Source organism: Paenibacillus sp. 01T442 (genome assembly GCF_056398345.1).
Genome location: NZ_JBFTPF010000074.1, coordinates 1 through 24881 on the forward strand (window position 1 = coordinate 1; position 24881 = coordinate 24881).

Here is a 24881-nt window from a genome sequence, read left to right on the forward strand (position 1 = left end):
TAAGCGCGAAGCCCCCCTCAAGATGAGATTTCCCAGTATGTAAGACCCCTTGTAGACGACGAGGTTGATAGGTTCGAGGTGGAAGTGCGGCAACGTATGCAGCTGACGAATACTAATCGGTCGAGGGCTTAACCAAAATTCCTAAGTAAGTACTTTACGTTRAGTTTCGTATCTAGTTTTCAAGGCGCAAACMAACGCTTTGACTGTTTGGTGATGATGGCGGARGGGAYCCACGCGTTCCCATCTCGAACACGACCGTTAAGCCYTCCAGCGTCGATGGTACTTGAACCGCAGGGTTCTGGGAGAGTAGAACGTTGCCAAGCAGTGCCCTTTGGGGTATTTTTTTTGCCAGACCTCTGGCATAAGTTAGGCCCGTTGGTCAAGTGGTTAAGACACCTCCCTTTCACGGAGGTAACAGGGGTTCGAGTCCCCTACGGGTCACCACCAATCCCCACAAAGTGACGTATTGCTGACGAAGCGTATTCCGTCCGCAACGAGTGTTAACTCGTTCGGCGTCTAAACTTACCTTAATTAGTGTGATGAGAGTTTAGACATTACTTTGCGTGGGCCCAAATTTCAATCATGAACGCTTAGCTCAGCTGGGAGAGCACTACCTTGACAGGGTAGGGGTCGGCGGTTCGATCCCGTCAGCGTTCACCATAATAGTCTTTTAGCATGGAGCTGTGGTGTAGTGGCCTAACATGCCTGCCTGTCACGCAGGAGACCGCGGGTTCGAATCCCGTCAGCTCCGCCATTTTCCTTCAAAATGTAAAGTTAAGATTGTCATCCTTACCTGGCTTTGTAGCTCAGTCGGTAGAGCAGAGGACTGAAAATCCTCGTGTCGGCGGTTCGATTCCGTCCAAAGCCACCATTTTTTTAAATGAATAAGCCGTTGTAGCTCAACTGGTAGAGCAACTGACTTGTAATCAGTAGGTTGGGGGTTCAAGTCCTCTCGACGGCACCATTTTTCCTAAGAACGTTTGGGGAAAAGAAATTTTCGAATGTGGCGGTCGTGGCGAAGGGGTTAACGCACCGGTTTGTGGATCCGGCATTCGCGGGTTCAAGTCCCGTCGTCCGCCCATTAATTTCTCAGTGAAGTCAGCTTCGGCTAGCAACTTCATTACTTGCCTGATTGACAACATGCGCGTATGGCGGAATTGGCAGACGCACTAGACTTAGGATCTAGCGGGTGACCGTGGGGGTTCAAGTCCCTCTACGCGCATAATATGCCGGCATGGCGGAATGGCAGACGCGCTCGACTCAAAATCGAGTCCGAAAGGGTGGAGGTTCGAGTCCTCTTGCCGGTATCAAAAGCAATACACACGAAAAGCCTTACACTGTAAGGCTTTTTTTGTTGTTCATATGTTATTCTTTGTTTTTCTGTGCTAGTTGTTGAATGACCTGATCAACTTTCGCAATATGCTGAGACATTTTCTCTGCAGCAAGCTGCTCGTCTTGAGCGGCAATTGCTTCAACAATATCACGATGTTCCTGCAGAAGCTGTTCGGCCGAAGCACGCTCTGCAAAAAACCACAGACGCCGCGAAGCCTTCATACTCTGTTGTAATCGTTCCGTCAAGGACTCCATCATCCCCATGAATAGGGTATTTTGAGACGCCTTAGCGATCTCCAAATGAAAGCGAATGTCTGCATGTTCGCTTTCTTCTTCATTTCCAAGTGAGGATTCCATATCACGAAGGATTTCTTTAAGAACTGTCAAATGCTGCTCAGTGCGGCGGCTAGCCGCTAAGGTTGCACAGCCCGCCTCAATGAATCTGCGCACCTCTTGTACTTCTTGAAGTGTTTCACTGTGGTCAAAGAGACTAGTCGACTCTGTCGGTAATGACGTAACGACATAAGTACCTCCCCCATGTCGAATATCGACCCAGCCCATAGCTTTAAGCCCGCTGAGTGCTTCTCTGATCGTAGACCGGCCGACTTGGAAGCTTGCAGCAAGATCTACGACTGTAGGAAGCTTAGAACCAGGAGCATAAGTTCCTCCCTCAATTTGAGCTTTAATATGTTGAAGCACGATTTCCGAGCCCTTTTGTGGCCGGATTTGCTGAAAAACCATCGGTATCCCCCTGAAAATCTTTAATAAAGTTCTATACATCTATTACATCATAAGCTAAAATAGAAGGAAAGTCATCTGATCACATGATCACTTGTAAAAAGCATCAAGAATTAAGAAGGAATGTAGCATACTAAGTAAGCGCTCAAAGGGAGGATTCTTTATGCTCGATAATCAAGTTAAACAACAATTACAGGCCATTGTAGGCGAAGCCTTTTATAAAGATGATATGGAATCATTAGTTACCCATTCCTACGACGGGACACCTATGCTTCAGTCCTTACCTGACGGTGTCATCTATCCGAAAGATACTGCGCAGGTTTCAGGCATTATGAAGGTGTTGAATGAGCATCGCATTCCCTTGATCAGCAGGGGCTCAGGTACGAATTTGTGCGGAGGTACAGTACCTGTACAAGGTGGGATCGTCATGGTTATGCATCGCATGAATGCAATCCTAGATATCGATCTGCAGAATCTGACAGCCACTGTGCAACCAGGGATCATTACGAAGCAATTCATCGAGCATATTGAGGGATTAGGTTTATTTTATCCACCAGATCCAAGTTCAATGGCGATTTCCACCATTGGCGGCAATATTGCAGAGTGCTCAGGCGGACTTCGTGGTTTAAAATATGGCACAACTAAAGACTACGTGATCGGCCTCGAGTGTGTCCTTGCATCAGGTGAAATCATGCGTACTGGTGGCAAGCTGATGAAGGATGTAGCCGGATATGATTTGACGAAGCTGCTAGTCGGCTCGGAGGGTACACTTGCAGTTATTACAGAAGCCACGCTTAAACTCATTCCGCCTCCAAAGGCGAAGAAAACAATGCTGGCGATGTACAAGGACTTATACGGCGCGGCGCGCACGGTTTCCAAAATCATCGAAAACCGCATCATTCCAGCAACCCTGGAATTCATGGACAATCCAACGATCCGTGTTGTGGATGATTTTGCTAAGCTGGGACTGCCGCTGGATATGGCTGCTATTTTGTTAATTGAACAGGATGGCGAGCCAGAGATGGTTGAGCGTGATATTGCCCTAATCTCTGAGATTTGCAGAGAGGAACTGGCGGATGAAGTCACCATTGCGAGCACACAAGAGGAAGCGTTGAAGCTATTAACAGCAAGACGTAGCGCCTTTACTGCGCTTGCTCGCTTACGCCCGACGACGATATTAGAGGATGCAACGGTGCCTCGCTCCAAAATCGCGGAAATGGTTCTAGAAATTAATCGAATTGCAACCAAACATGATGTTCAAATTTGTACCTTTGGACATGCGGGAGATGGCAATCTTCACCCTACAGCAACAACCGACGCAAGAGATCATGATGAAGTACATCGTGTGGAAGCGGCGTTTGAAGAGATTTTTGAAGCCGCGATTCGTTTAGGTGGAACCATTACTGGTGAACATGGTGTTGGCTTAGTGAAAGCGCCATTCCTGGAATGGAAAGTGGGAAGCAGCGGGATCGCAATGATGAAGGGGATTAAGGATGCGTTCGATCCGAACCATATTTTGAATCCAGGCAAAATGTTCGCCAAAGAATCTAGACGCAGGGTGGTGATTGATCGTGTCTAAGGGCCAAGGAGCAACACTTCAGGAAACGTTAATGCAGAAACTGGACTACGACCAATTAACGAATTGCATGCGTTGTGGATTCTGCCTGCCAGCTTGTCCGACTTTTAAAGAAACAGGCATCGAAGCGGAGTCTCCGCGGGGCCGCATCTCTCTGATGAAAGCAGCAGTAGATGGCCTCATGGAGCCAGGGATACGTTTCGAAGATCAGATGAACCATTGCTTGGGTTGTCGCGCGTGTGAGCCTGCTTGTCCAGCAGATGTGAAATATGGCCAATTAATTGAACAGGCGCGCGATGCCATAGAAGTGCATACAACCCAACATAGATGGTGGGTAAAGGGTGTGCGGAAGCTCGTATTCAAAGAGCTATTTCCATCCCAACAGAGGATGCAGCTACTCGGGACAGGGCTTCATTTTTATAAAATGTCAGGTATCCAAAAGCTAGTTAGAAAAACCGGTGTAGTCGGTCTATTCTCGAAGCATATGGCTACGATGGAGAAAATACTTCCGGACGCTTCAGGCAAAGGAATTGTTGAACGGCTGGGTACGTTTATACCGGCAAAAGGCAAAAAATTGGGCACTGTGGGGATGTTCCGTGGATGTTTGATGGACGTGTTATTCACGGAAACGAATATTAGTACAGTGAAACTTTTGACCGAGGCTGGGTTCGATGTCGTCATTCCTGAATCGCAGAACTGCTGCGGGGCACTTCATGCACATAGTGGTGAAACGGATCAAGCGAAGCAATTAGCCAAAAGTAATATCCGCGCCTTCCAAGAAGCAGGAGTCGATTACATCGTTTCGAATGCAGGAGGTTGTGGAGCGATTCTTGTGGAGTACGATCATCTGCTTCATGATGAGGAAGAGTGGAAGGAAGCCTCCACTTGGTTCGCCAAACGTGTGAAGGATATCAGCTCCATTCTGGTGGAGAAAGGTCGACCTCTTCGTTATGCAGATACGCTGTCTCAGCATGCTCCAACACGTGTTACGTATCAGGAATCCTGCCATCTTCGCAACGTGATGAAGGGCAGTCAACCAACCAAGCAATTGCTGCAAAGGGTTAGTAACACCGCCTATATCGAAATGAAGGATGCTGGTTCATGCTGTGGTTCCGCCGGTATTTATAATATGACTCAGCCAGACATGGCCAACCAAATCTTAGAGCATAAGATGGAAAATGTKAATGCAACAACAGCATCCTACGTKGTCACAAGCAATCCAGGCTGCTTACTGCAAATGAAGTTAGGTATTGATAAACATGGGCAAAACGGGCATATGGAAGCCGTTCATATTGCGGACTTCCTCTACGATCGGTTAGTGAAGCAATCTTAGAATGAACGGAAGGACTTCCGTGCCGCTGCGGGCGTAATGCCAAGCACTCTTTTGAACATCGCATGAAAATGAGGTAAACTCTCAAACCCGCATAGATCCGCGATTGTACCGACACTTGCATCACTTTCTTGAAGCAACTGTTTAGCGCGGATGATGCGCTTGGTTATGAGATAGGTGCTGATGTTCATACCAATGAACTGTTTAAATACTCTGCTGAAATGAGCCGGCGTGACAGAAGCTTGTTTCGAAAGTGTTTGGAGTCCAATATCTTCACAGAAATGCTGATCAATATAGAGGATGATTTCTCGCATCCAAATAGGGCCTACAAGGGTGTCCAAATTAGGTGACTTGGTGTCAGTGGTCATATCACGATAGATAGTTAGCAGCAATTGAAGTAAAAAAAGAAGGATGGATTGGCGTTGACCAATGGTTGGATGCTTAAATTCGTTCTCAATCGTATCTAAAAGTAATTCTAGGTGCTGACTCTGTGGTAACCGCATTTCGAACTTATAATTACGAAGGGTCGCGGCTTGCTCAAAGCATTGTAAACAGGAGAAGTCCTCTCCTAGCGAAGGCAACTGTACGATACTTGGAGAGAAGTAAATCGCAGTGGACGTCACGGGGGACTCTTTATCTGGTGTCGCCCGATGAATCGTATTCCCTGGAATAAGAAAGAGATCGCCTTGTTTCATTTCATAGAAGGTATGGTCGATAAAAAAAGTACCACGCCCCCTATACACATAAACAATTTCATACCAGTCATGGAAATGATCAGGAAGCTCGCTTAGCGAGCTTTTTGTGTTTTTATAGGCAAAAGACATGGGGAAGGCATCATGATTATCGAAAATTTTACGAATAGGATCCACAATAACCACGCCTTTCTTCTGCAAGATAGTTCAATAATATCAAAAAACCGTATAGTTATGCTAGATATCGATATTTCATATCGGAAATTTAATGATAAAATGAAAGAAAGCGATATCATATTAGGTGTGAAGATAAGGAGAATCGTCATGCGTATTGATGCACATCAGCATTATTGGAAGATCGACCGGGGGGATTATGGTTGGCTTACACCAGCTCTCCCCGTGTTGAATCGTGATTTTTTACCAAATGATTTGGTACCACATCTTGGGCAATTCAACTTCGATAAGAGTATTGTGGTTCAAGCTGCGCAAACGTTAGAAGAAACCGATTATTTACTAGCTTTAAGTGAAAGCACAGATTCAATTGCCGGCGTTGTTGGATGGCTTGATTTGGACGATCCTGATTATCTTATTCATTATCAAAAATGCAGCCAGCATCCGAAATATGTAGGCTTTCGGGTGATGATTCAGGAGATGCCTGATGCACGGGTTATCCTGCAACCTCATTTTGTTGAAGCTTTGCGTTACTTCGCTAAGGAAGATGTGCCGATCGACCTGCTTGTCCTCGCTCATCAATTAGAAACCGTTATCGAGCTACTGGAACTGGTACCAGGTCTGCGAGGGGTTATTGATCATATTGCGAAGCCGTTGATTGCCGAAGGTGTGATTGAACCTTGGAAAAGCCAAATGGCGATTATTGCGAAGCACCCCAGTCTATATTGTAAGGTTTCAGGTATGGTGACCGAAGCCAACCATTCGGATTGGAAGCCGGAGGATTTTACGGCGTATGTCCAGCATATTTTGGAGGTTTTCGGAACGGAGCGTGTGATGTTCGGAAGTGATTGGCCAGTCTGTTTGCTCGCGGCTGACTATGAGGACGTTGTCGATGTCGTGTATCAATCCTTGCCAGATAGTTGGTCGGAAAAGGATAAAGATCGTTTATTCGGTCTAAATGCTAAGGAGTTCTATAAATTATGAATTCATAATCGTTCATAGATTAGATGGAGGAGGGTAAACATGAAAGCGATCGTCTGTGAACAAATCGAGCATTTGAAGTATGTCGAGATAGAGGATCCAACTGTAGGTATGGGAGAAGCACTCGTTCGCATTCAGCGAATTGGCATATGTGGGACGGATTTGCATGCGTTTAAAGGGAATCAGCCTTTCTTTAGCTATCCGCGTATTCTTGGGCACGAGCTGGCAGGGTATGTAGAGGAGCTTGGTGAGGGAGTAACGGATGTGGCAGTTGGGGATATTGTAAGCGTCGTTCCCTACATGCATTGTGGACAATGTATTGCTTGCCGCAATGGCAAAACAAATTGCTGCACAGACATGAAAGTGCTTGGCGTACATAGGGATGGAGGCATGGTAGAGCGTTTAGCTCTGCCAGTGAGTCATCTAATTAAAGCAGATGGACTAACGCTGGATCAGGCTGCGATGCTGGAACCACTTAGTATTGGTGCACATGCGGTGCGAAGATCAGAGCTGCGTAAAGGGGAAACGGCGTTAGTGATTGGAGCGGGCCCTATTKGGCTTGGGGTGATGATTTTGGCAAAGCAACTTGGTGCTAACGTCATAGCGATGGATATTAACGAGGAGCGGTTAGCATTTTGCCGGGACTGGGCAGGCGTCGATCATACCGTGAATGCGCTCCAACTTCCGAAGGAAAAACTAGCGGAGCTTACGAATGGTGAATTTCCTACCGTCGTCTTCGACGCAACAGGGAATGCGAGATCGATGACAGATGCTTTCGGTCTTGTCGCTCATGGCGGCAAACTTGTTTACGTCGGACTAGTGAAGGCAGATATTGCCTTTCATGACCCTGATTTCCACAAGAGGGAGTTGACGTTAATGGGGAGCCGTAATGCGACCATGGAGGATTTTGATACGGTGCGAAGTGCATTAAAGACGGGAAGCATCGACATTGAGCGTTATATTACGCACCGTGCCTCCTTCGATGAGATGGTGGAGCAATTCGAAACATGGCTGAAGCCGGAGTCGAAGGTGATTAAGGCGATGGTTTGTTTGTAAAAAGGTAAACACACTCGGTGGAAGCTGAGTGTGTTTTTTCTGCAATATTACCCCGGATTCTCCAACTTAGCTACAAATGCAGCTGCTGCAGTTGAGAGCGGCATGTTCTTCAACGTGATAATCCCTATCTTGGTAGAGGGTATCGTCGCCTCGAGATTGACCTCAAATAAGCTGCCCTCTGCTAATTCCCTGGCGACAAACTCCTTCGTCACGAAGGAAACGCCGAAGCCGATCTTCGCAAATTCAATGAGTAAATCCACACTGCCCAGCTCAATCTCCGGTTCTAAAAGCAAACCGTTATCACTGAACAAACGCGTGACAAATTTTCTTGAAGAGCTGTTACTAGAGAATAAAATAATTGGATAGGCAAGTAACTCCGCTAACGTAATCGTGCCCTCAGACAGTTCTCGGTACTTGGGGCCAGTGACGAAACAGTCCTGAATGGTAATCCCCTCACGAACCTGAAGCTGATCGTCATGAATAGGTGTTCTTACAATACCGATGTCGATTTTGCCTTCTTTTAAATTTTTTACAATCTCCGGTGTCGTCCCGTGGACTAGATTAATCTGGATATGTGGATATTGAACGTGAAACGATTCCAGAAAGGGAAGCAAATAGTGTTTGCACAAGGAATCGCTGCCACCGATTTTAATTTCTCCACTAGAGAAATTTCGCAGTTCATTGAGCTTTTCCTCTGCTAAGGAAATGAAGTTGTATGCTTGCTCAATATAGGAATAGAGGATGGCGCCCTCTTTGGTTAGATCAACGCCTTTAGACGTACGAGCAAACAAAGGTAGCCCGAGACTTTCCTCCAATAATTTAATGGAGTGAGAGACACTGGGCTGCGTGATATACAGCTCTTTCGCTGCTTTGGACAAGCTTCCGGATTTCGCTGTTAAATAAAATACTTTATACAACTCGAAATTAACCATATAGACACCTTCTATAGCGAGTATCGAAACTATCAATTATTTGAATGCACCATCTCCTCTTATAATAAAGAGATAAGGTAATAAAAACAATCACATAGATGGAGGCGTATCTCATTGAATGGAACAACGGTTGGCATTGAAGAATTAAGTATTAATGCGATTAGAACGCTTACTATTGATGCTGTTGAGAAAGCTGCTATGGGTCACCCAGGCATGCCGATGGGCGCGGCACCAATGGCGTATGCGCTGTGGGCACGTCATTTGAAACACAATCCAGTAAGTCCGAAATGGGCGGACCGTGATCGTTTCGTCTTGTCTGCGGGACACGGATCCATGTTGCTGTACAGCTTGCTTCACTTAAGTGGCTATGATGTATCTTTGGACGATATCAAGGAATTCCGCCAATGGGGAAGCCGCACACCTGGGCATCCAGAGTACGGTCACACAGCTGGTGTAGAAGCTACGACAGGTCCGCTTGGTCAAGGTGTTGCCATGGCAGTGGGTATGGCGATGGCTGAAGCACACCAAGCTTCCGTATACAATAAACCGAATTTCCCAGTTGTTGACCATTTCACTTATGCCATTTGTGGAGATGGCGACTTGATGGAGGGTGTTTCATCCGAAGCCGCTTCCCTCGCTGGACATCTCAAATTAGGTAAACTCGTCGTCCTGTACGATTCCAATGATATTTCCCTTGATGGGGATTTGAACATGTCGTTCTCCGAGAACGTCAAAATGCGGTTCGAATCCTACGGTTGGCAATACCTCCGTGTGGAAGAGCAAAACAACGTCGATGCGATCTCTGCGGCGATCGCAGAGGGCAAGGCCGATCTCAATCGCCCAACGCTGATTGAGATCAAAACAACCATCGGCTTCGGCTCGCCGAACAAAGCCGGCAAGGGCGGCCACGGCGGTACGCATGGCTCGCCGCTGGGCAAAGACGAGCTGCTTCTGACGAAGCAAGCTCTGGGCTGGCCCCTCGAGCCGGACTTCTACGTCCCGGCTGAGGTGTACACCCACTTCGCCCACCACAAAGAGGTGGGAGCTCAGTCACAAGCAGCCTGGGAGCAGCTGTGGAACAGCTACCAGGCGGCCTACCCTGAGCTCGCGAAGCAATTCGAGCTCGCGAACAGCGGCGACCTTCCGGCGGATTGGAACGCCGATGTGCCGCGCTACACCCCAGAGAGCGGCGCGATCTCGACGCGCACCGCATCTGGCAAAGTGATTAACGGCTTGGCGAAGCGGGTACCTCATCTAGTAGGCGGCTCTGCCGACCTAGCGAGCTCCAACTTCACTATGATCGGCGATGCTGCGGCATTCAGCGCGGCAGATTACAGCGGACGCAACTTCTGGTTCGGCGTCCGGGAATTCGCCATGGGCGCAGCGCTGAACGGCATGCTGCTTCACGGCGGACTGCGTGCTTTCGGCGGCACGTTCCTCGTGTTCAGCGATTACTTGCGCGGTGCGATTCGCCTATCCGCGTTGATGAAGATCCCTGTTGCGTATGTCTTCACGCATGACAGCATCGCTGTCGGCGAAGATGGCCCGACGCATCAACCGATTGAACAGATCCCTTCCTTGCGGATGATTCCGGATCTGACATTGTTCCGTCCTGCGGACGCGAACGAGACAGCGGCTGCTTGGGAGTATGTTCTTCAAGCGAAAGAAGGCCCGTTCGTATTCKCGCTATCGCGTCAGAACTTGCCAGTACTTCCAGGCACGGACACGCTTGCTTTTGATCATATCCACCAAGGAGCTTATGTCCTGTCTGATGTTGCCAATGGCGAAACACCTGACTTGCAACTCATTGCGACTGGCTCAGAAGTGAGCTTAGCACTTGACGTGAAGAAGCAGTTGGCGCAAGATGGAATTGGAGCTCGTGTTATTTCCATGCCAAGCCGTGAATTATTTGAGGGGCAGCCAGAAGAGGTACGGAATGCCATTATTTTGCCTCAAGTGCGTAAAAATGTTGTGATGGAAATGGCTTATCCGGCTGGATGGGAAGACATTACGGGACAAGAAGGCTTCGTTGTCGGCATCCGCAAATTCGGAGCATCAGCGAAAGCAGATCGCGTCATTCGTGAATATGGCTTTACCGCAGAAGCAATCGTTGGGCAAATCAGACAGAAGTATTTCCAATAAGCACCCATAGCGGGAGAAAAGGTAGGGATACAGGATGAAATTGTTTATCGACACAGCCAATGTAGAAGAAATTCGTAAAGCACACGCGTTAGGTGTAGTTGCAGGTGTAACCACTAACCCATCATTGATTGCTAAAGAAGGAAGAGACTTTTTTGAAACAGTGAAAGAAATCATCTCCATCGTGGGCGATGTGCCAATCAGTGCTGAAGTTGTTTCTTTGAAAGCAGACGAAATGGTTGAACAAGGTAAGAAGCTTGCGGCACTAAGCCCGAATATCGTTATTAAGCTGCCTATGACGTTGGATGGATTGAAAGCAACTAGCGTGTTTAGATCGCTTGGCATTCCTACAAACGTGACGCTGATCTTCAGCTCCACACAGGCATTGCTTGCTGCTCGCGCTGGTGCAACCTATGTTTCCCCGTTTATCGGTCGTTTGGATGATATCAACCAAGTTGGTATGAATTTAATCAAAGAAATCAGCCAGATTTTCCAAGTACACGGTATCAAATCCGAAATTATTTCTGCGAGTGTACGTCACTCTGCTCATGTCATTGAAGCAGCGCTTGCAGGATCACATATTGCGACTGTTCCTTATAAAGTGATAGAATCAATGAGTAAACACCCGCTGACAGATGCGGGTATTGAGAAATTCCTTGCTGATTGGGAAGGCGCTAATCAAGAAAAGTTCTAAACAAGAGACGACTCGCCCAATGGGGCGGGTCTTTTTAAAAGGAGAAAATAACGATGATTATCAGCGATGTGAAGCATTTTGAGCAAGAACGGCATTTATGGCCAGCAGCTGTAGCACGAGGTATCGACTACATTTTGAATCGGAATTTGGGAGAGCTAGAGATAGGACGGTATGATCTGGAGGGCGATAATGGCCACTTGATGTATGCCAATGTGCAAGAATCTGTGACGCGTCCTAGGGAAGAACAAATGCCGGAGTCGCACGTTGTGTATACGGATATTCAGTTTCTGGTGAGCGGGGAGGAGCGTTTATGCTTCTACAAGCTGACTGACGAGGCAATCATCGTGGATAACAAGTTTGAGACACATGATATCGCCTTCTACGAATCCCAACATGCGCTGCCTGAAACGGATATTATGCTCAAACCTGGCATGTTTGCCGTATGCTTCCCATCCGATATTCATCGGCCTAATTGCCTCATTACGGAGTCAACAACGAATAAGAAAATTGTGATCAAAATCCATAAGGATTTGCTTCATCTTTAGTGAAAAAAGTCTGCTCAAGCCAATTTACTTGGCTAGGCAGACTTTTTGTTTAAGCTTATGTTTAGGTTTTACTAGTCATCATTCTGGCTTGCTTCCATTTCCCGAAGCGGTAATACAGCAGGTTCAAAGTGGCAGCAACACTGAAGCTGACAGGGAAGCTCCACCAAATCACATCGAAGCCGTACTTTTGCGATAGCACAGTGGCAAGCGGAATGCGAACGAGCAACAGAGCAACAAATGCAACGATAAGAGGGAACACTACAGATCCCGCAGATCGAACGACACCAGCAACGACATTGAAGATGCCGAAAATGATGAAAGACCAAAGCGTAATATTGTTAATGTGAACGCCAATATCTATCGCTTTTCCTTCAGGAGGCAAGAAGAACGAGACAACTTCCCGATTGAACAGATGCAAAACGGCTACAATCAATCCAGTCATTAAGATATTAACGCCAACACCTGTCCAGGTGATCCGGTTGACACGATCCCATTTCCCAGCGCCAATGTTTTGCGCAGCCATCGAAGTTACTGCACCACCAATAGCCATAGCGGGCATTTGGACGTAACTTGATATTTGCATCGCGACACCGAAAGCTGCGGTGGATTCGGAGCCATAGGCATTCACGAGATGAACCAGCATCAGATTACTTAGGGAAACCACGACCATATTTAAGCCCATAGGCAGCCCTTTTTGTATCAGTGTTCGAATAATGGTCCAATTGATTCGCAGCAAAGGAATATCCTCTTTCGTGATACGAAGGAAGTACTTCTTCTTATACAAGTAAGCAATGAGAAGCACGAAGCTCACTAGTTGCGCGATAAAAGTCGCTACAGCTGAGCCGGCAATCCCCATTTTCGGGAATGGACCCATCCCTTGAATCAGCAAAGGATTGAGTGCGACATCGAGGATTGCTGATAAAAGCAAKAAGTAAAACGGGGTTTTCGCATCCCCCGAGCCACGCAAAATGGCCATGATTAAATTATAGCCGAACATGAACGGAACACCTGCGAACATAATTCGCGTATACGTCACGGCAAACTCTTTGACATCAGGCGGAGTATTCATCCAGTCTAAGATCGTGGAGGAGAAGATCCATCCCAGTAAGGCGACGATTATGGATAATACAAGGAAGAAAACTGTGCTCGTTCCGACTACTTGCTTGGCCTCTTGAACTTTCTTAGCACCGAGATTTTGACCAATTAGAATGACGGCAGCCATGGCAATCCCGAAAATGGAACTAATTAAGAAGAACATGATAATATTCGCATTCGATGTTGCTGCAAGGGCGACTTCACCTAGATATTTTCCGATCCAAATCGTATTGATCGACCCGTTCAAGGATTGTAGAACGTTCCCTAATAGTATGGGGAGTGAAAATAAGATCAATGTCTTTGTGATCGGGCCCTCCGTTAGTGAGGGGCGAGCTTTTGGAGATGATGATGGATCTGACATGATTTCCTCCGTAAATTTCACTTGTTTGATAGAATAGTTTTCTCACTACTATATCAGTTTCATGCTTCTTTCTGAAATTTTACGAAGTGATGCGTCTAACGTCGGATCCAACGATCGAATAAGAACGGACCGAATGGAATAAATGCCGCAATGAAAGCTGCGAGTACGCGTCCAAAGGACCAACGATGTTGGAGGATAACCCAGGCAATCGATAGCAGATAGAGCGCAAATAGAAATCCATGAGCAAGCCCTACGACAAAAACAGCTTGCGGCAGATCGAACGCGTATTTAAGTGGCATGGCGATACCAAGTAGAATGAGAAAAGAGGAACCCTCTGCCCAGCCGACATAGCGCAAGGCTTGTAAAGAACGTTGTGACATAGTAAGCAACTCCTTTATGGATGAAAGTAAATTCATCCTAAGCTAGGAATATGAATGGAGTATGAACAAGTGATGTCAATTGGACACAATCTAGTTTTTTTAGTACGATAGGCAATAGAACGTATTCCATGCATTCATAGACTCATTTGAGAGTTATATATAGGTAGGGGGAAAGCAGATGCTTCGTCTTGGCGAGAAAATTATCTTCATTGCTGATCGTTTAGAACAGAATCTGCCTATTGGCGGATATGGCTATTTAATTGCGTATGACCGAAATAACGATAACATTTTCGATTATGTCGTACGTGTCCCTAAAGAGAACAAACATTACTATGTGACTGCAACCGATATTGAGCTGGAAGAAGTGCTTCTACAGCAAGAGGCGGAGCAAGTCGAGAGAGAAGCTTTAATAGATTATGCTCTCGCAACGAACAACGAAGCCTTGTTCCGGAAAATTATGAATGGCGAGTCTGCCACTGAGCCGGAGAAGGAAAGGGACAAGGAAGTACAGTCCCGTGAGGAATTCATCAAACAAATAGGGCTGAAAGCTTGGATTTAACTATAGAAAGCGCCGGTGGACATGCACCGGCGCTTTTTTTTGCCTTTGTAAAATGGCATCCCGCGGCGGATTCAGTGTGCAACGCCTAAAATGGGCGTTACAGCATCGAATCCGTGCGGACGCTATTCCAGAAGACCCCAAAAGGGCCTTACAGCTGATCCGGCCAAAGCCCCGCCGCAAGTCCGCCCCCGTAACGCCTAAAATAGGCGTTAAACACCGGATCCGCGCATCAGCCTTAGCTGTAAAGCCTCATAATGGCCTTACAGCCGCCCGATCGCGCTCACCGTCGCAAATACGTCACTGTAACGCCCAAAATAGTCGTTACAGCCCCCGATCTGTGCCMCTGATTTCCCGTAGTGCCCCAAAAGGGTCTTACAGTCGAACTCGCTCACCCATTGACCAAACGATTCGCAACAGTCGGATGCAACCCATAGCGCTTAATCCGCTGTTGTCCAGCTCCAACAGGGATAAGAAGTTGCTTCGCTAGCATCTCTTGTAAAATTCGTCTTGATTTTTTTGCCTCGAATTGAAATATGTTACTTACATCACGTGGGGAGATCGATTTACCCGCAGTGAAAGTAAATCGACAAATTTCTTTTTCTACATAACTTAACTCAACCAATTGTTCCTGCTGTTCTCCGAAATATTTTCCTAAAAACTGCAACAGAATCTGCTCACACATCCGTGGCCGGTTTTTCACATCATCATAGGAAAAGCGTAAGATTTTCCAACCGTCAATAACCAAATGATTCTGGCGTACTAACTGATCAGAAAACTGTGAGCGACTAATCGTATTGGCATGTGTGTTGTATCCATCAATTTCGATTGCAAGCTTCAGGGAGTGACGTAAGTAAGCGAAATCAATAAACCGAGTTCCATCACGGAAATCTTTAACTTCAAACTCGGGATGTAAATGTTTAAAATCCCCCAATGCTTTCCACCATACCTGGGTAAGGAATAGATGTTCTGCTGGCCATGACCTTCTTTTAATCTACGTAATCGTTCGCCTTTTCTTTTACCATAATGCATATGCAGAAACTCCGCATAAGCTTTCTCGAATTCCTCGACTTTCCCAAACCTATCTAACTTTCCTAACATATCCAACTTGTAAATCATCCTCACATGCATCCCTTCTTCTCTGAAAATGAAAATGCCGCTCAGCCTGAACAGCAAATGCTGAACAGAATAAGCGGCGTGTGCTTCACTACCATATTTAAGGAAATACTAACACAAGTTAGTATTGTGATTCAATATTTTCAATAGATTCAGTAGATTCATTTAATTTACTTTATAGCTGTTACTTCTGATCTTAACAAGGTACATCCTTATTCTGGATTGAGTTCGCAAAATATCTGGGATATAATGAAAAGAATGACTTAATGCTGATACAAGGGGTGCAGAATACGTGAGCATAACGAAGAAAGATGTCGATCATGTCGCCAAGCTGGCTAGACTCGACCTGAATGATACCGAAAAAGATCTATTTACAGATCAGCTAAATGCTATTTTAAAATATGCCGAGCAGCTTAATCAATTAAACACCGATGGTGTTGTACCAACTAGCCATGCCATGCCATTAGTAAATGTGATGCGTGAGGATGTTGCAAAGCCGTCTTTACCCATTGAAAAAGTGATGCTGAACGCCCCAGATCATGAGGATGGGCAGTTCAAGGTTCCTGCTGTTTTAGAATAAGTTAGAGATGAAAGGGAGTGCCTGTCGTTGTCTTTGTTTGAACTAAACCTACAACAAATCCACGCGAAGCTGCAAAGCAAAGAACTCAAAGTTTCGGATCTCGTGGATCAATCCTATACAAGAATTGCGCAAGTGGAGAGCAAGGTTCGCGCTTTCCTAACACTAGATGAAGAGAATGCACGTCAGACGGCTGCTAAGTTGGACGAGCAGCTATTAAGCAATGCTGCACGCAGTGATTTATTCGGTTTGCCGATCGGAATCAAGGATAATATGGTCACCGAAGGTTTGAAGACGACCTGCGCAAGCAAATTCTTATCCAATCATATTCCGATTTATGATGCGACAGTTGTGAGCAAGCTCAAGGAAGCACAAGCGGTTACCATCGGCAAGCTCAACATGGATGAGTTTGCGATGGGTGGTTCCAACGAGAACTCCGCGTTCCACCCAACCCACAATCCGTGGAACACGGATTATGTGCCAGGCGGCTCCAGCGGTGGCTCGGCAGCAGCAGTTGCTGCAGGCGAAGTGTACTTCGCGCTGGGCTCCGACACCGGTGGCTCGATTCGCCAACCAGCTGCTTACTGCGGTATCGTTGGTCTGAAGCCAACGTACGGACTCGTGTCCCGCTATGGTTTGGTCGCTTTCGCGTCCTCCCTTGACCAAATCGGGCCGCTTACGAAGAACGTAGAAGATGCTGCGTACGCGATGCAAGCTATCGCAGGTTACGACCCGAAAGACTCCACGTCTGCGAATGTGGAGATCCCGAACTATCTCAGCGCATTGACGGGTGACGTCAAAGGACTGCGCATAGGCGTACCCAAAGAATACATGGGTAAAGGGATTGACCCAGCTGTAAAAGAGAAAATTCTTGAAGCGCTCAAAGTACTTGAAGGTCTTGGCGCTGTATGGGAAGAAGTAACGCTTCCTCATTCCGAGTACGCGGTAGCAACTTATTACTTGCTGGCTTCCTCCGAGGCTTCTTCCAACTTGGCACGTTTTGACGGCATCCGTTATGGTGTTCGTTCCGATAATGCACGCAATTTGTTGGATCTGTATAATCTATCCCGCAGTGAAGGCTTTGGACCAGAGGTTAAACGTCGAATCATGCTGGGTACCTATGCACTAAGCTCAGGCTACTATGACGCGTATTACCTGAAAGCCCAACAAGTTCGCACACTGATCAAGCAAGACTTTGATCAAGTGTTTAACAACTATGACATCATCATCGGGCCAACGGCACCAACGACAGCGTTCCGAATCGGTGAGCAGAGCAGTGATCCACTCACGATGTATTTGAATGATATTATGACGATCCCGGTCAGTTTGGCAGGTATTCCTGCAATTAGCGTACCATGTGGATTCGTGAATGAACTTCCGGTTGGCTTGCAAATTATCGGCAAAGCATTGGATGAAGCTACCGTTTTGCGTGTAGCCCACGCTTTCGAACAGCACACAGACCACCACAAGCAGCGCCCGCAATTGTAAGTTAATAGTTCAAGAGTAACGAAGGAGGCATTCACTTTGTCGGCAACAGATACCCAATTTGAAACCGTAGTCGGTCTTGAAGTTCACGTAGAGCTTCATACCGCTTCCAAAATATTTTGTAGTTGTGCAACCTCATTCGGGGCACCTCCGAATACGAATACATGTCCAGTATGCTTAGGTCATCCAGGCGTCCTGCCAGTTCTTAACCGCCAAGCGGTCGAGTATGCGATGAAAGCGGCAATGGCCCTCAATTGCACAATTGCGACGGACAGTAAATTTGATCGTAAGAACTATTTTTACCCAGATTCACCTGATGCTTATCAAACTTCACAATATGATAAACCGATCGGCGAGCATGGGTGGGTCGATATCGAAGTAGGCGGAGTTACCAAACGTATTGGAGTCACGCGTGTCCACCTGGAAGAGGATGCAGGTAAACTGACGCATATTGATGGCGGCTATGCTTCCCTCGTTGACCTTAACCGTGCAGGAACGCCTTTGATCGAAATCGTATCCGAACCGGATTTGCGCTCCCCTGAGGAAGCTCGTGCCTACTTAGAGAAGATCAGGGCGATCATGATCTATTGCGATGTTTCTGATGTGAAAATGGAAGAAGGCTCGCTACGTTGTGACGCGAACATTTCCATCCGGCCGTTCGGACAAGAGAAATTCGGCACACGTGCCGAGCTTAAGAATATGAACTCCTTCCGTGGGGTGCAGCGTGGACTTGAGTATGAAGAATACCGCCAAGCGGAGATTCTCAGAAGCGGGGAAGAAGTCATTCAAGAAACTCGCCGTTGGGATGAAACGCAAGGTAGAACTCTCGCAATGCGCGGCAAAGAAGATGCACACGATTATCGCTATTTCCCGGATCCGGATCTGGTTAGTCTCTACATTGATGATGCTTGGAAAGCACGTGTACAAGCTTCGATTCCAGAATTGCCAGATGCTCGTAAAGCTCGATACAGTAATGAATATGGCTTGCCTAGCTATGATGCAGCTGTTATCACGGCTTCCATGCAAATGGCTGACTTCTTTGAAGAAAGCTTGAAGTATACCCAAGATGCCAAAGCGGTCTCGAACTGGATCATGGGTGACTTGCTTGGTTATCTAAATGCCAATTCCCTTGAATTTACCGATGCCAAAGTTACAGGCAAAGGGCTAGGCGAAATGATTGGTTTAATCGAGAAAGGCACGATTTCCAATAAGATTGCCAAAACGGTGTTCAAAGAAATGATCGAAACCGGTAAAGAGCCGCAGAAGATCGTTGAAGAGCAAGGTCTTGTTCAAATCAGTGACGAAGGTGCTATCAAAGCAATTGTCGAGCAAGTAGTTGAGAACAGCCCGCAATCCGTAGCAGATTTCAAAGCTGGTAAGGAAAAAGCCGTGGGCTTCCTTGTTGGACAAGTAATGAAAGAAACCAAAGGTAAAGCGAATCCAGGACTCGTCAATAAATTAATTGTGGAGTGCCTGAACAGCAAATGATAAGGTAGAAGTGGTGATCCTCTTAGCAGGGCACCACTTTTTTCAATTTTCAAGTAGGAGTGATTCCACTGACCATCCAGCAACTAGTTCTACAATCGAATGAAGAAATCTTGACCCTGCTTTCGCTTCAAATCGCTTCCTACCGCGTAGAGGCTGAACTGATCGGTTTTGATGATATCCCTCCTTTGAAGGATGGCATTCAGTCTATACGCGAAGCGAAAGAAACCTTTTATGGTTTCTTTGTCGATGATCATGAGGGACGGTCACTCGCAGGCGCCATTTCATTTGAGCGTGAGGGTTGTATTGTGACGATTTGCCGTATGATGGTTCATCCTAATTTTTTCCGTAGGGGGATTGCTAGCTCTCTGTTACAGCATATAATGAAGGAACAAGAGCTTGCAGGGGCTGTCCGATTTATCGTATCCACAGGGACTGCGAATTTACCGGCAATACGTCTCTATGAGAGATATGGTTTTATCCTAAAACGCGTCTTTACTGTTCCTCCTGGAGTTAGTCTAACAACTTTTGAGCGTCCTGCTACAGGACACTAACGTCAAATCTGGTATCGAATCAACTACTTCTTGATAAAGTCTTTGATTTGATATATAAAGGGAGCGTTTACATGGGGAATCCTTGGGTCATTGATCAGCTGCATATTACAATAAGACTAGTATTAGCGCTTTTTCTTGGTGGCTTGATTGGATTTGAACGAGAGGTTAGCTCTCATGCAGCAGGTCTCCGCACGCACATTCTGGTATGTGTTGGCTCAGCGCTCGTGATGTTGCTTTCAATGTACGGGTTTAGCGCGTTTGTGAATGAGGTCAACGTGCGCATTGATCCATCCCGTTTGGCGGCTCAGGTCATCAGTGGTATTGGTTTTCTAGGTGCGGGTACGATTATGTTTAATGGAAGATCGATTACTGGGCTTACAACAGCAGCATCGCTATGGGTTGTTGCGGGGATTGGTCTTGCGATTGGAGCGGGTTTTTATTATCCGGCTGTCTTAGCATGCTTCATGGTTTTAATTTCCTTATGGATTCTTAATAAAGTAGAGCATAAGTATTTCAATGGAAAAAAAGTACGTGTTCTAAAAATACAAGCGATTGACCAACCCGGTACCTTAGGTTTAATTACAACAATTCTAGGTAAACGTAAGATAGATATTAAGCAAATTAAACTAGAAGAATCAGAAGACAGCACTAAAGATAATCATGTTCAAATTACGTTTCATGTAACAATACCAAAGCCATCCGTTATTGGCTTAGTGCTCGAAGAAACCAATCAAATTCAAGGGGTCACTGGTGTGGCTATCGAAAATAGTAAAAATTGAAGGTTTGTTTCCTTGTACCATCATTGACAAAAGCCGAAGAACACACGTACAATATAATGTAAGGTTTTAATGACTAATTCAGGTGGTGAGTACCATGGCAGCACATTTAGAACAGGCTTTAGAAAAGTTGAAAACAACAGGTGTTCGGATGACGCCCCAGCGGTATGCGATTCTTTCCTTTTTGCTGGATTCCATGACTCATCCGACAGCGGATGATATATACAAATCGTTAGAATCAAAATTTCCTAACATGAGCGTTGCGACTGTTTACAATAACCTTAAAGTATTTATCGAATCTGGACTTGTTCGGGAATTAACTTATGGGGACAGCTCAAGTCGTTTTGATGCGGATATGACAGATCATTATCATGCGGTTTGTGAGGTATGTGGGAAGATTTCTGATTTTGAATACCCTCCACTGTCAGACATCGAGACAACAGCAGCGTTGCATACAGGTTTCCAAGTTGGCGGTTATCGATTGGAGATTTATGGTGTGTGTCCGGATTGTATGGTTACTACCAAGCATTAACTATACGCAAAATTCCTCATTAGGTGGTTTCCTGTTGTATAATGAAACGTGTTCAGCCCTTCTTTTGTGAAGAGCGGACACGTTTTTTCTCTTATATTCATAACCAACCGCACATAAGGAAGTGAAGTGTTGAAATCATCCAAAAAAGTAATTCTGATTAGCGCATTATGTTTAGGGATGTTCGCGGCAGGCGCGGGGACATTTCTGATGCAACAGCTAGCACCCAATCGAACGCATGTTGAGCCGGAATTCCACGAGCTGACAAAGCCGATTTTTTATGAAGGCAATTATTATAAATCAAGTGCGATTGGAGAAAAGGAAGGTCTGAAGCTTCCGCTGGATTTCGTTCAGAAATGGATCGATCCGACCATTATATATGAAAAAAGCAGTGATTCTGTCATCATAACCACCAAAGATAAAGTGATACGAATGAAGACGACGGAGCTTTCAGCACTCATGAATGAGAAACCTATCTCCTTATCCTTTCCTGTCGAGAAGAAGGAAGATAACATCTACTTGCCTGTTGAACCTCTGAAGCAGCTGTATGCATTTGAAATAAGGGAATCGGCAAAGTCAGGTGCAATTTTGCTCTTTAAACAAGGCGATGTGATCAAGTGGGGGAAACATACAGGTAAGAAAGAGACTCAATTACGAACGGAAGCTACGATTAAAGCACCGATTATTGCGACGATTGCTGTGAACGAACAGGTCATGATTATCGGTATTGAAGAAGATTGGTACAAAGTGCAGCTAGAGAGCGGACCAATTGGCTTTGTTCGCAAAAGTGAAATCATGGAAGATCACGAGGAAACGATACCGCTGCAAGTTCAGTCAGTATCCACCTATGTGCCTTGGAAGCCTATAACCGGTAAGTTAAATATGACCTGGGAACATGTTATTTCGAAAAACCCAGACACATCCAAGATCGGTGAGATGCCTGGTTTACAAGTGATAAGTCCGACTTGGTTCTCAGTCGCAGATAGTGAGGGGCGTATTAGCAACTTAGCTGATGCCTTTTATGTCAAATGGGCGCAGGACCGCAATTACCAAGTATGGGCGTTGTTCAGTAATGGCTTTGATGCGGATCGCACTAATAAGGTACTAGCAAGCTATGATCTACGCATGAAAATGATTAAACAACTACTCGGCTTTGCCCAGACTTACAAGCTGCAGGGCATTAATATCGATTTTGAAAATGTTTATCTCAAGGATAAAGAGAACCTGGTTCAATTCGTCCGAGAAATGACCCCTTTTATGCATGAGCAAGGTTTATCGGTATCCATTGATGTAACACCCAAATCAACGAATGAAATGTGGTCTGTGTTTTATGATCGCCCAGCTTTAGCAGAGGTCGTCGATTATATGATGTTGATGGCCTATGATGAGTACTGGGCCACGAGTCCAAAGTCTGGGTCGGTATCTTCCTTGCCATGGGTAGAGAGGTCCGTTACAGCGCTTCTGACGACGGATAAAATCCCGCCATCTAAGCTTGTCCTCGGCGTGCCATTCTATACACGACAATGGACTGAAGAAACGAAGAACGGCAAATTAACCACAACATCCAAAACGTTAACCATGGAAGCCGCACAAACCATCATTAAGGATAAAAAGCTAACTCCTACATTTTTAGCCGATACAGGCCAAAATTATGTAGAATACAAAGACGGTAGCAAGTTGATTCGCATCTGGCTTGAGGACGAAGTCTCAATTAAAGCTAGGTTGGCCTTGGTAGATAAATATAATCTAGCTGGTGTGGCCACTTGGAGAAGAGGGTTTGAGAAGTCTGCAATTTGGGATGTGATGAAGGATAATTTGCCTATCTTAAAATAAGAAGAAAGCCGAACCATGTTAATGGGCTCGGCTTTCTTTGCATTAGTGAGGCTTATGCTCATGTTCGCGACTTGGCTCAAAGTGAGCCGTTTGTGTAGCTGCCGTTTCATTTTCACCAACTGGCTCATATTGTGGATCAATCGTTAGAATGGTTTTACAAAACATGCAACGATCTGTTTTACCTAGCATTTTCGTTCTTCTTCCGCATTCCGGACAATCGATGACAGTTGCTGATGTTGAAAGCATCCCCGCCCAGAAGTAAATACCCATACTCACCAATACGCTAATCATACCAATAATCATGAAGATGACGGCAATTACTCGACCTACTTGTCCCCAATCGAAAACGACACCTGCAAGTCCTATAATCATAAGCAGCATCCCACCCATGGTCATGACCAGTCCCCATAAGCGGAATTCATTTACTTTACTTGATCTAAATCGCACTGTGTTTTCCTCCCCAATCCTTCTAGTACATGTTTGTATGAATTGTCACAGAAATCAGCAGGAAACCCGTTCACCCTTGTAGAAATAAGTAAGAAACAATTGGAGACAGGAGCTTTGGACACCCATGGGAATTAATAAAGAGCAGTTATTGCTTAAGTTCCGGAATGACCCTAGAATCATTAGCGTCATGGCGGTAGACAATCCTAAGCAACTTCCCTCACTGACAGATGGTTTTGATACGCTACTATTAATAGTAACGAACGACCTGAGACTGAACAATCATACGACTAATTATATAAGAGACGATTCAAGGATACAAGAAAGATGGATTGATCCTACATCAATAGAGCAATGGATTCGGCATGGTGTTAATCGCAATATTCTTCACTGGCTGTTAAAAGGGGAGATACTTCTGGATCAGAACACTTATTTAGAAGGCCTGCGCCATCGAATACTTGAGTTTCCCGGAGATTTGCGCGAGCATAAGCTGCTAATTGAATTTTCACATTTTCTGCGTAAGTATTTGCAAAGCAAGGAATACATTCTAGACGATCATATTCTAGATGCTTATAACAACATTCTCGAAGCGCTACACCACTGGGCACGGATTGTTATTGTGGAAGATGGCTATCACCCTGAAATCACGGTTTGGAGACAGATTCGAGCGATTAATCCTGGGGTCTATAAGCTTTATGAAGAGCTAACAATGAGTAAGGAAACTTTGAAGCAGCGTGTCCAGCTTGTTCTACTTGCTTGTGAATTTTCGGTTATGTCCAAAATGGAGCACTGCTGTGAGGCGTTTATTCAAATCCTCAGAGACAGCGAGCATCCGCTAAGCTCAGATGAACTCCAGCAACATTCGCAGTTAGTTGAAATCAAGTCTGAGCTTCCTCTTTTGCTCAATAAACTAGTCAAAAAAGGTTTAATCAAAGAAGTTGCTGTCATTATTGATGAGCAAACTTCAGAAATCGAGTTAAGGTATACGAGTGTATAACGCAATACAATCCTTTAAGAATCAGGCATTTTCCTGGTTCTTTTTTTATTCTTTTTTTAATGCTTGACTTTGATTGCGATTCTATGATAAATTAACTCTCGCCGCTAAAAACGGTAACGCATTTGAAGCCAACGAGTTCTATGATGTAAAGCAAAGATGAAAAAAAGAGAAATAAAAAAAGCTTGCATTGATTAGTTCGAATGTGATATATTATAAAAGTCGCCGCTAAACGGGTGACGAACAAAACGAAAGAAATTGATCTTTGAAAACTGAACAACGAGTGAGTAAGCACAGTCGAGTAATCGACTATAAAAGAGATTGCAAAATCTCGCTAGCTTCAAATGAGCAAGTCATCTTTCTAYTATGGAGAGTTTGATCCTGGCTCAGGACGAACGCTGGCGGCGTGCCTAATACATGCAAGTCGAGCGGGTTTATCCTTYGGGATAAGCTAGCGGCGGACGGGTGAGTAACACGTAGGTAACCTGCCTTTAAGACTGGGATAACTAT

General features: G+C 45.6%; 23 protein-coding genes, 8 tRNA genes and 3 rRNA genes. 27 read left to right on the plus strand and 7 right to left on the minus strand.

The features are described from left to right. The 10 genes from AC1DLM_RS29490 to AC1DLM_RS29535 form a co-directional block, all read left to right on the plus strand. Positions 1 to 136 (plus strand): 23S ribosomal RNA (locus AC1DLM_RS29490); the annotation flags it as partial. A gap of 70 nt (positions 137 to 206) precedes the next feature. Beyond that, a 5S ribosomal RNA gene (gene rrf / locus AC1DLM_RS29495) occupies positions 207 to 323 on the plus strand. Positions 324 to 369: 46 nt separating this feature from the next. Then, positions 370 to 444 (plus strand) — tRNA-Glu (locus tag AC1DLM_RS29500). A 140-nt stretch (positions 445 to 584) separates the two neighbouring features. Next, positions 585 to 660, plus strand: a tRNA-Val gene (locus AC1DLM_RS29505). 17 nt (positions 661 to 677) lie between these two features. After that, a tRNA-Asp gene (locus AC1DLM_RS29510) sits at positions 678 to 754 on the plus strand. A 41-nt stretch (positions 755 to 795) separates the two neighbouring features. Then, a tRNA-Phe gene (locus AC1DLM_RS29515) sits at positions 796 to 871 on the plus strand. 17 nt (positions 872 to 888) lie between these two features. Further along, positions 889 to 964 (plus strand) — tRNA-Thr (locus AC1DLM_RS29520). A gap of 42 nt (positions 965 to 1006) precedes the next feature. Continuing rightward, positions 1007 to 1079 (plus strand) — tRNA-His (locus tag AC1DLM_RS29525). A 63-nt stretch (positions 1080 to 1142) separates the two neighbouring features. Further along, a tRNA-Leu gene (locus tag AC1DLM_RS29530) sits at positions 1143 to 1222 on the plus strand. Between the two features lie 6 nt (positions 1223 to 1228). Next, positions 1229 to 1307 (plus strand) — tRNA-Leu (locus AC1DLM_RS29535). Between the two features lie 58 nt (positions 1308 to 1365). Here the strand turns inward: AC1DLM_RS29535 and AC1DLM_RS29540 are convergent. Next, on the minus strand, positions 1366 to 2073 hold the full coding sequence (locus AC1DLM_RS29540; RefSeq protein WP_441992404.1) for a FadR/GntR family transcriptional regulator: 708 nt from the start codon (positions 2071 to 2073) through the stop codon (positions 1366 to 1368). Positions 2074 to 2233: 160 nt separating this feature from the next. Between AC1DLM_RS29540 and AC1DLM_RS29545 the strand changes: the two genes are divergently transcribed. Both AC1DLM_RS29545 and AC1DLM_RS29550 read left to right on the plus strand, forming a co-directional pair. Continuing rightward, entirely contained in the window at positions 2234 to 3649 is a 1416-nt protein-coding gene (locus tag AC1DLM_RS29545) for an FAD-linked oxidase C-terminal domain-containing protein (RefSeq protein ID WP_171636342.1), read from the plus strand. Between the two features lie 31 nt (positions 3650 to 3680). Further along, positions 3681 to 4979, plus strand: coding sequence for a (Fe-S)-binding protein (locus AC1DLM_RS29550; protein ID WP_477571965.1), 1299 nt, complete (start codon positions 3681 to 3683; stop codon positions 4977 to 4979). Here AC1DLM_RS29550 and AC1DLM_RS29555 read toward each other — a convergent pair. Beyond that, positions 4976 to 5845 (minus strand): AraC family ligand binding domain-containing protein, encoded by an 870-nt coding sequence (locus AC1DLM_RS29555; RefSeq protein ID WP_477571954.1) that lies wholly within the window; start codon positions 5843 to 5845, stop codon positions 4976 to 4978. The genes AC1DLM_RS29550 and AC1DLM_RS29555 overlap by 4 nt on opposite strands. A gap of 147 nt (positions 5846 to 5992) precedes the next feature. Between AC1DLM_RS29555 and AC1DLM_RS29560 the strand changes: the two genes are divergently transcribed. Together AC1DLM_RS29560 and AC1DLM_RS29565 are read left to right on the plus strand one after the other, a co-directional pair. Beyond that, positions 5993 to 6823 (plus strand): amidohydrolase family protein, encoded by an 831-nt coding sequence (locus AC1DLM_RS29560; protein ID WP_477571955.1) that lies wholly within the window; start codon positions 5993 to 5995, stop codon positions 6821 to 6823. 39 nt (positions 6824 to 6862) lie between these two features. Then, complete coding sequence (locus AC1DLM_RS29565) at positions 6863 to 7876, plus strand: zinc-binding alcohol dehydrogenase family protein (protein WP_477571956.1); 1014 nt, start codon at positions 6863 to 6865, stop codon at positions 7874 to 7876. A gap of 47 nt (positions 7877 to 7923) precedes the next feature. Here the strand turns inward: AC1DLM_RS29565 and AC1DLM_RS29570 are convergent, their stop codons facing one another. Further along, on the minus strand, positions 7924 to 8808 hold the full coding sequence (locus AC1DLM_RS29570) for a LysR family transcriptional regulator (RefSeq protein ID WP_441992408.1): 885 nt from the start codon (positions 8806 to 8808) through the stop codon (positions 7924 to 7926). Between the two features lie 114 nt (positions 8809 to 8922). Here AC1DLM_RS29570 and tkt point away from each other — a divergent pair, with 114 nt between their 5' ends. Genes tkt through AC1DLM_RS29585 form a run of 3 tightly spaced genes read left to right on the plus strand, consistent with a single transcriptional unit; the run spans position 8923 to position 12186 of the window. After that, on the plus strand, positions 8923 to 10950 hold the full coding sequence (tkt, locus tag AC1DLM_RS29575) for a transketolase (RefSeq protein ID WP_477571957.1): 2028 nt from the start codon (positions 8923 to 8925) through the stop codon (positions 10948 to 10950). Positions 10951 to 10984: 34 nt separating this feature from the next. Next, positions 10985 to 11641, plus strand: coding sequence for a fructose-6-phosphate aldolase (gene fsa, locus AC1DLM_RS29580; protein WP_171636356.1), 657 nt, complete (start codon positions 10985 to 10987; stop codon positions 11639 to 11641). A gap of 53 nt (positions 11642 to 11694) precedes the next feature. Beyond that, the gene (locus AC1DLM_RS29585) at positions 11695 to 12186 is read left to right on the plus strand and encodes a NanQ anomerase/TabA/YiaL family protein (protein ID WP_171636358.1); all 492 of its coding nucleotides are present in this window, start codon (positions 11695 to 11697) and stop codon (positions 12184 to 12186) included. A 61-nt stretch (positions 12187 to 12247) separates the two neighbouring features. Here AC1DLM_RS29585 and AC1DLM_RS29590 read toward each other — a convergent pair whose 3' ends face one another. Together AC1DLM_RS29590 and AC1DLM_RS29595 are read right to left on the minus strand one after the other, a co-directional pair. Next, positions 12248 to 13642 (minus strand): MATE family efflux transporter, encoded by a 1395-nt coding sequence (locus AC1DLM_RS29590; RefSeq protein WP_477571958.1) that lies wholly within the window; start codon positions 13640 to 13642, stop codon positions 12248 to 12250. A 95-nt stretch (positions 13643 to 13737) separates the two neighbouring features. After that, the gene (locus AC1DLM_RS29595) at positions 13738 to 14022 is read right to left on the minus strand and encodes a DUF3817 domain-containing protein (protein ID WP_171636361.1); all 285 of its coding nucleotides are present in this window, start codon (positions 14020 to 14022) and stop codon (positions 13738 to 13740) included. Between the two features lie 178 nt (positions 14023 to 14200). Here AC1DLM_RS29595 and AC1DLM_RS29600 point away from each other — a divergent pair, with 178 nt between their 5' ends. Further along, positions 14201 to 14581: an ATPase gene (locus tag AC1DLM_RS29600; RefSeq protein ID WP_171636363.1), complete on the plus strand. Its 381-nt coding sequence runs from the start codon at positions 14201 to 14203 to the stop codon at positions 14579 to 14581. A gap of 388 nt (positions 14582 to 14969) precedes the next feature. Here AC1DLM_RS29600 and AC1DLM_RS29605 read toward each other — a convergent pair whose 3' ends face one another. Beyond that, on the minus strand, positions 14970 to 15512 hold the full coding sequence (locus tag AC1DLM_RS29605; RefSeq protein WP_477571959.1) for an endonuclease domain-containing protein: 543 nt from the start codon (positions 15510 to 15512) through the stop codon (positions 14970 to 14972). A gap of 474 nt (positions 15513 to 15986) precedes the next feature. Here AC1DLM_RS29605 and gatC point away from each other — a divergent pair, with 474 nt between their 5' ends. From gatC to AC1DLM_RS29640, 7 genes are all read left to right on the plus strand, one after another. Beyond that, a complete protein-coding gene (gatC, locus tag AC1DLM_RS29610; protein WP_057314225.1) occupies positions 15987 to 16274 on the plus strand; it encodes an Asp-tRNA(Asn)/Glu-tRNA(Gln) amidotransferase subunit GatC in 288 nt (95 codons plus the stop codon). 27 nt (positions 16275 to 16301) lie between these two features. Continuing rightward, entirely contained in the window at positions 16302 to 17759 is a 1458-nt protein-coding gene (gene gatA, locus AC1DLM_RS29615; protein ID WP_477571960.1) for an Asp-tRNA(Asn)/Glu-tRNA(Gln) amidotransferase subunit GatA, read from the plus strand. A gap of 36 nt (positions 17760 to 17795) precedes the next feature. Next, positions 17796 to 19244: an Asp-tRNA(Asn)/Glu-tRNA(Gln) amidotransferase subunit GatB gene (gene gatB / locus AC1DLM_RS29620; RefSeq protein WP_236293331.1), complete on the plus strand. Its 1449-nt coding sequence runs from the start codon at positions 17796 to 17798 to the stop codon at positions 19242 to 19244. 59 nt (positions 19245 to 19303) lie between these two features. Beyond that, on the plus strand, positions 19304 to 19795 hold the full coding sequence (locus tag AC1DLM_RS29625; RefSeq protein WP_477571961.1) for a GNAT family N-acetyltransferase: 492 nt from the start codon (positions 19304 to 19306) through the stop codon (positions 19793 to 19795). Positions 19796 to 19866: 71 nt separating this feature from the next. Beyond that, positions 19867 to 20574, plus strand: a complete 708-nt coding sequence (locus tag AC1DLM_RS29630; protein WP_441992416.1) for an MgtC/SapB family protein — start codon at positions 19867 to 19869, stop codon at positions 20572 to 20574. Between the two features lie 94 nt (positions 20575 to 20668). Further along, on the plus strand, positions 20669 to 21103 hold the full coding sequence (gene perR, locus AC1DLM_RS29635) for a peroxide-responsive transcriptional repressor PerR (protein ID WP_477571962.1): 435 nt from the start codon (positions 20669 to 20671) through the stop codon (positions 21101 to 21103). A 129-nt stretch (positions 21104 to 21232) separates the two neighbouring features. Next, on the plus strand, positions 21233 to 22933 hold the full coding sequence (locus AC1DLM_RS29640) for a glycosyl hydrolase family 18 protein (RefSeq protein ID WP_477571963.1): 1701 nt from the start codon (positions 21233 to 21235) through the stop codon (positions 22931 to 22933). 42 nt (positions 22934 to 22975) lie between these two features. Here the strand turns inward: AC1DLM_RS29640 and AC1DLM_RS29645 are convergent, their stop codons facing one another. Next, positions 22976 to 23380, minus strand: coding sequence for a YgzB family protein (locus AC1DLM_RS29645; RefSeq protein ID WP_173121572.1), 405 nt, complete (start codon positions 23378 to 23380; stop codon positions 22976 to 22978). A 124-nt stretch (positions 23381 to 23504) separates the two neighbouring features. On the opposite strand from AC1DLM_RS29645, the gene AC1DLM_RS29650 reads away from it, so the two are divergent. Then, a complete protein-coding gene (locus AC1DLM_RS29650; protein WP_477571964.1) occupies positions 23505 to 24374 on the plus strand; it encodes a nucleotidyltransferase-like protein in 870 nt (289 codons plus the stop codon). 360 nt (positions 24375 to 24734) lie between these two features. After that, positions 24735 to 24881 (plus strand): 16S ribosomal RNA (locus tag AC1DLM_RS29655); the annotation flags it as partial.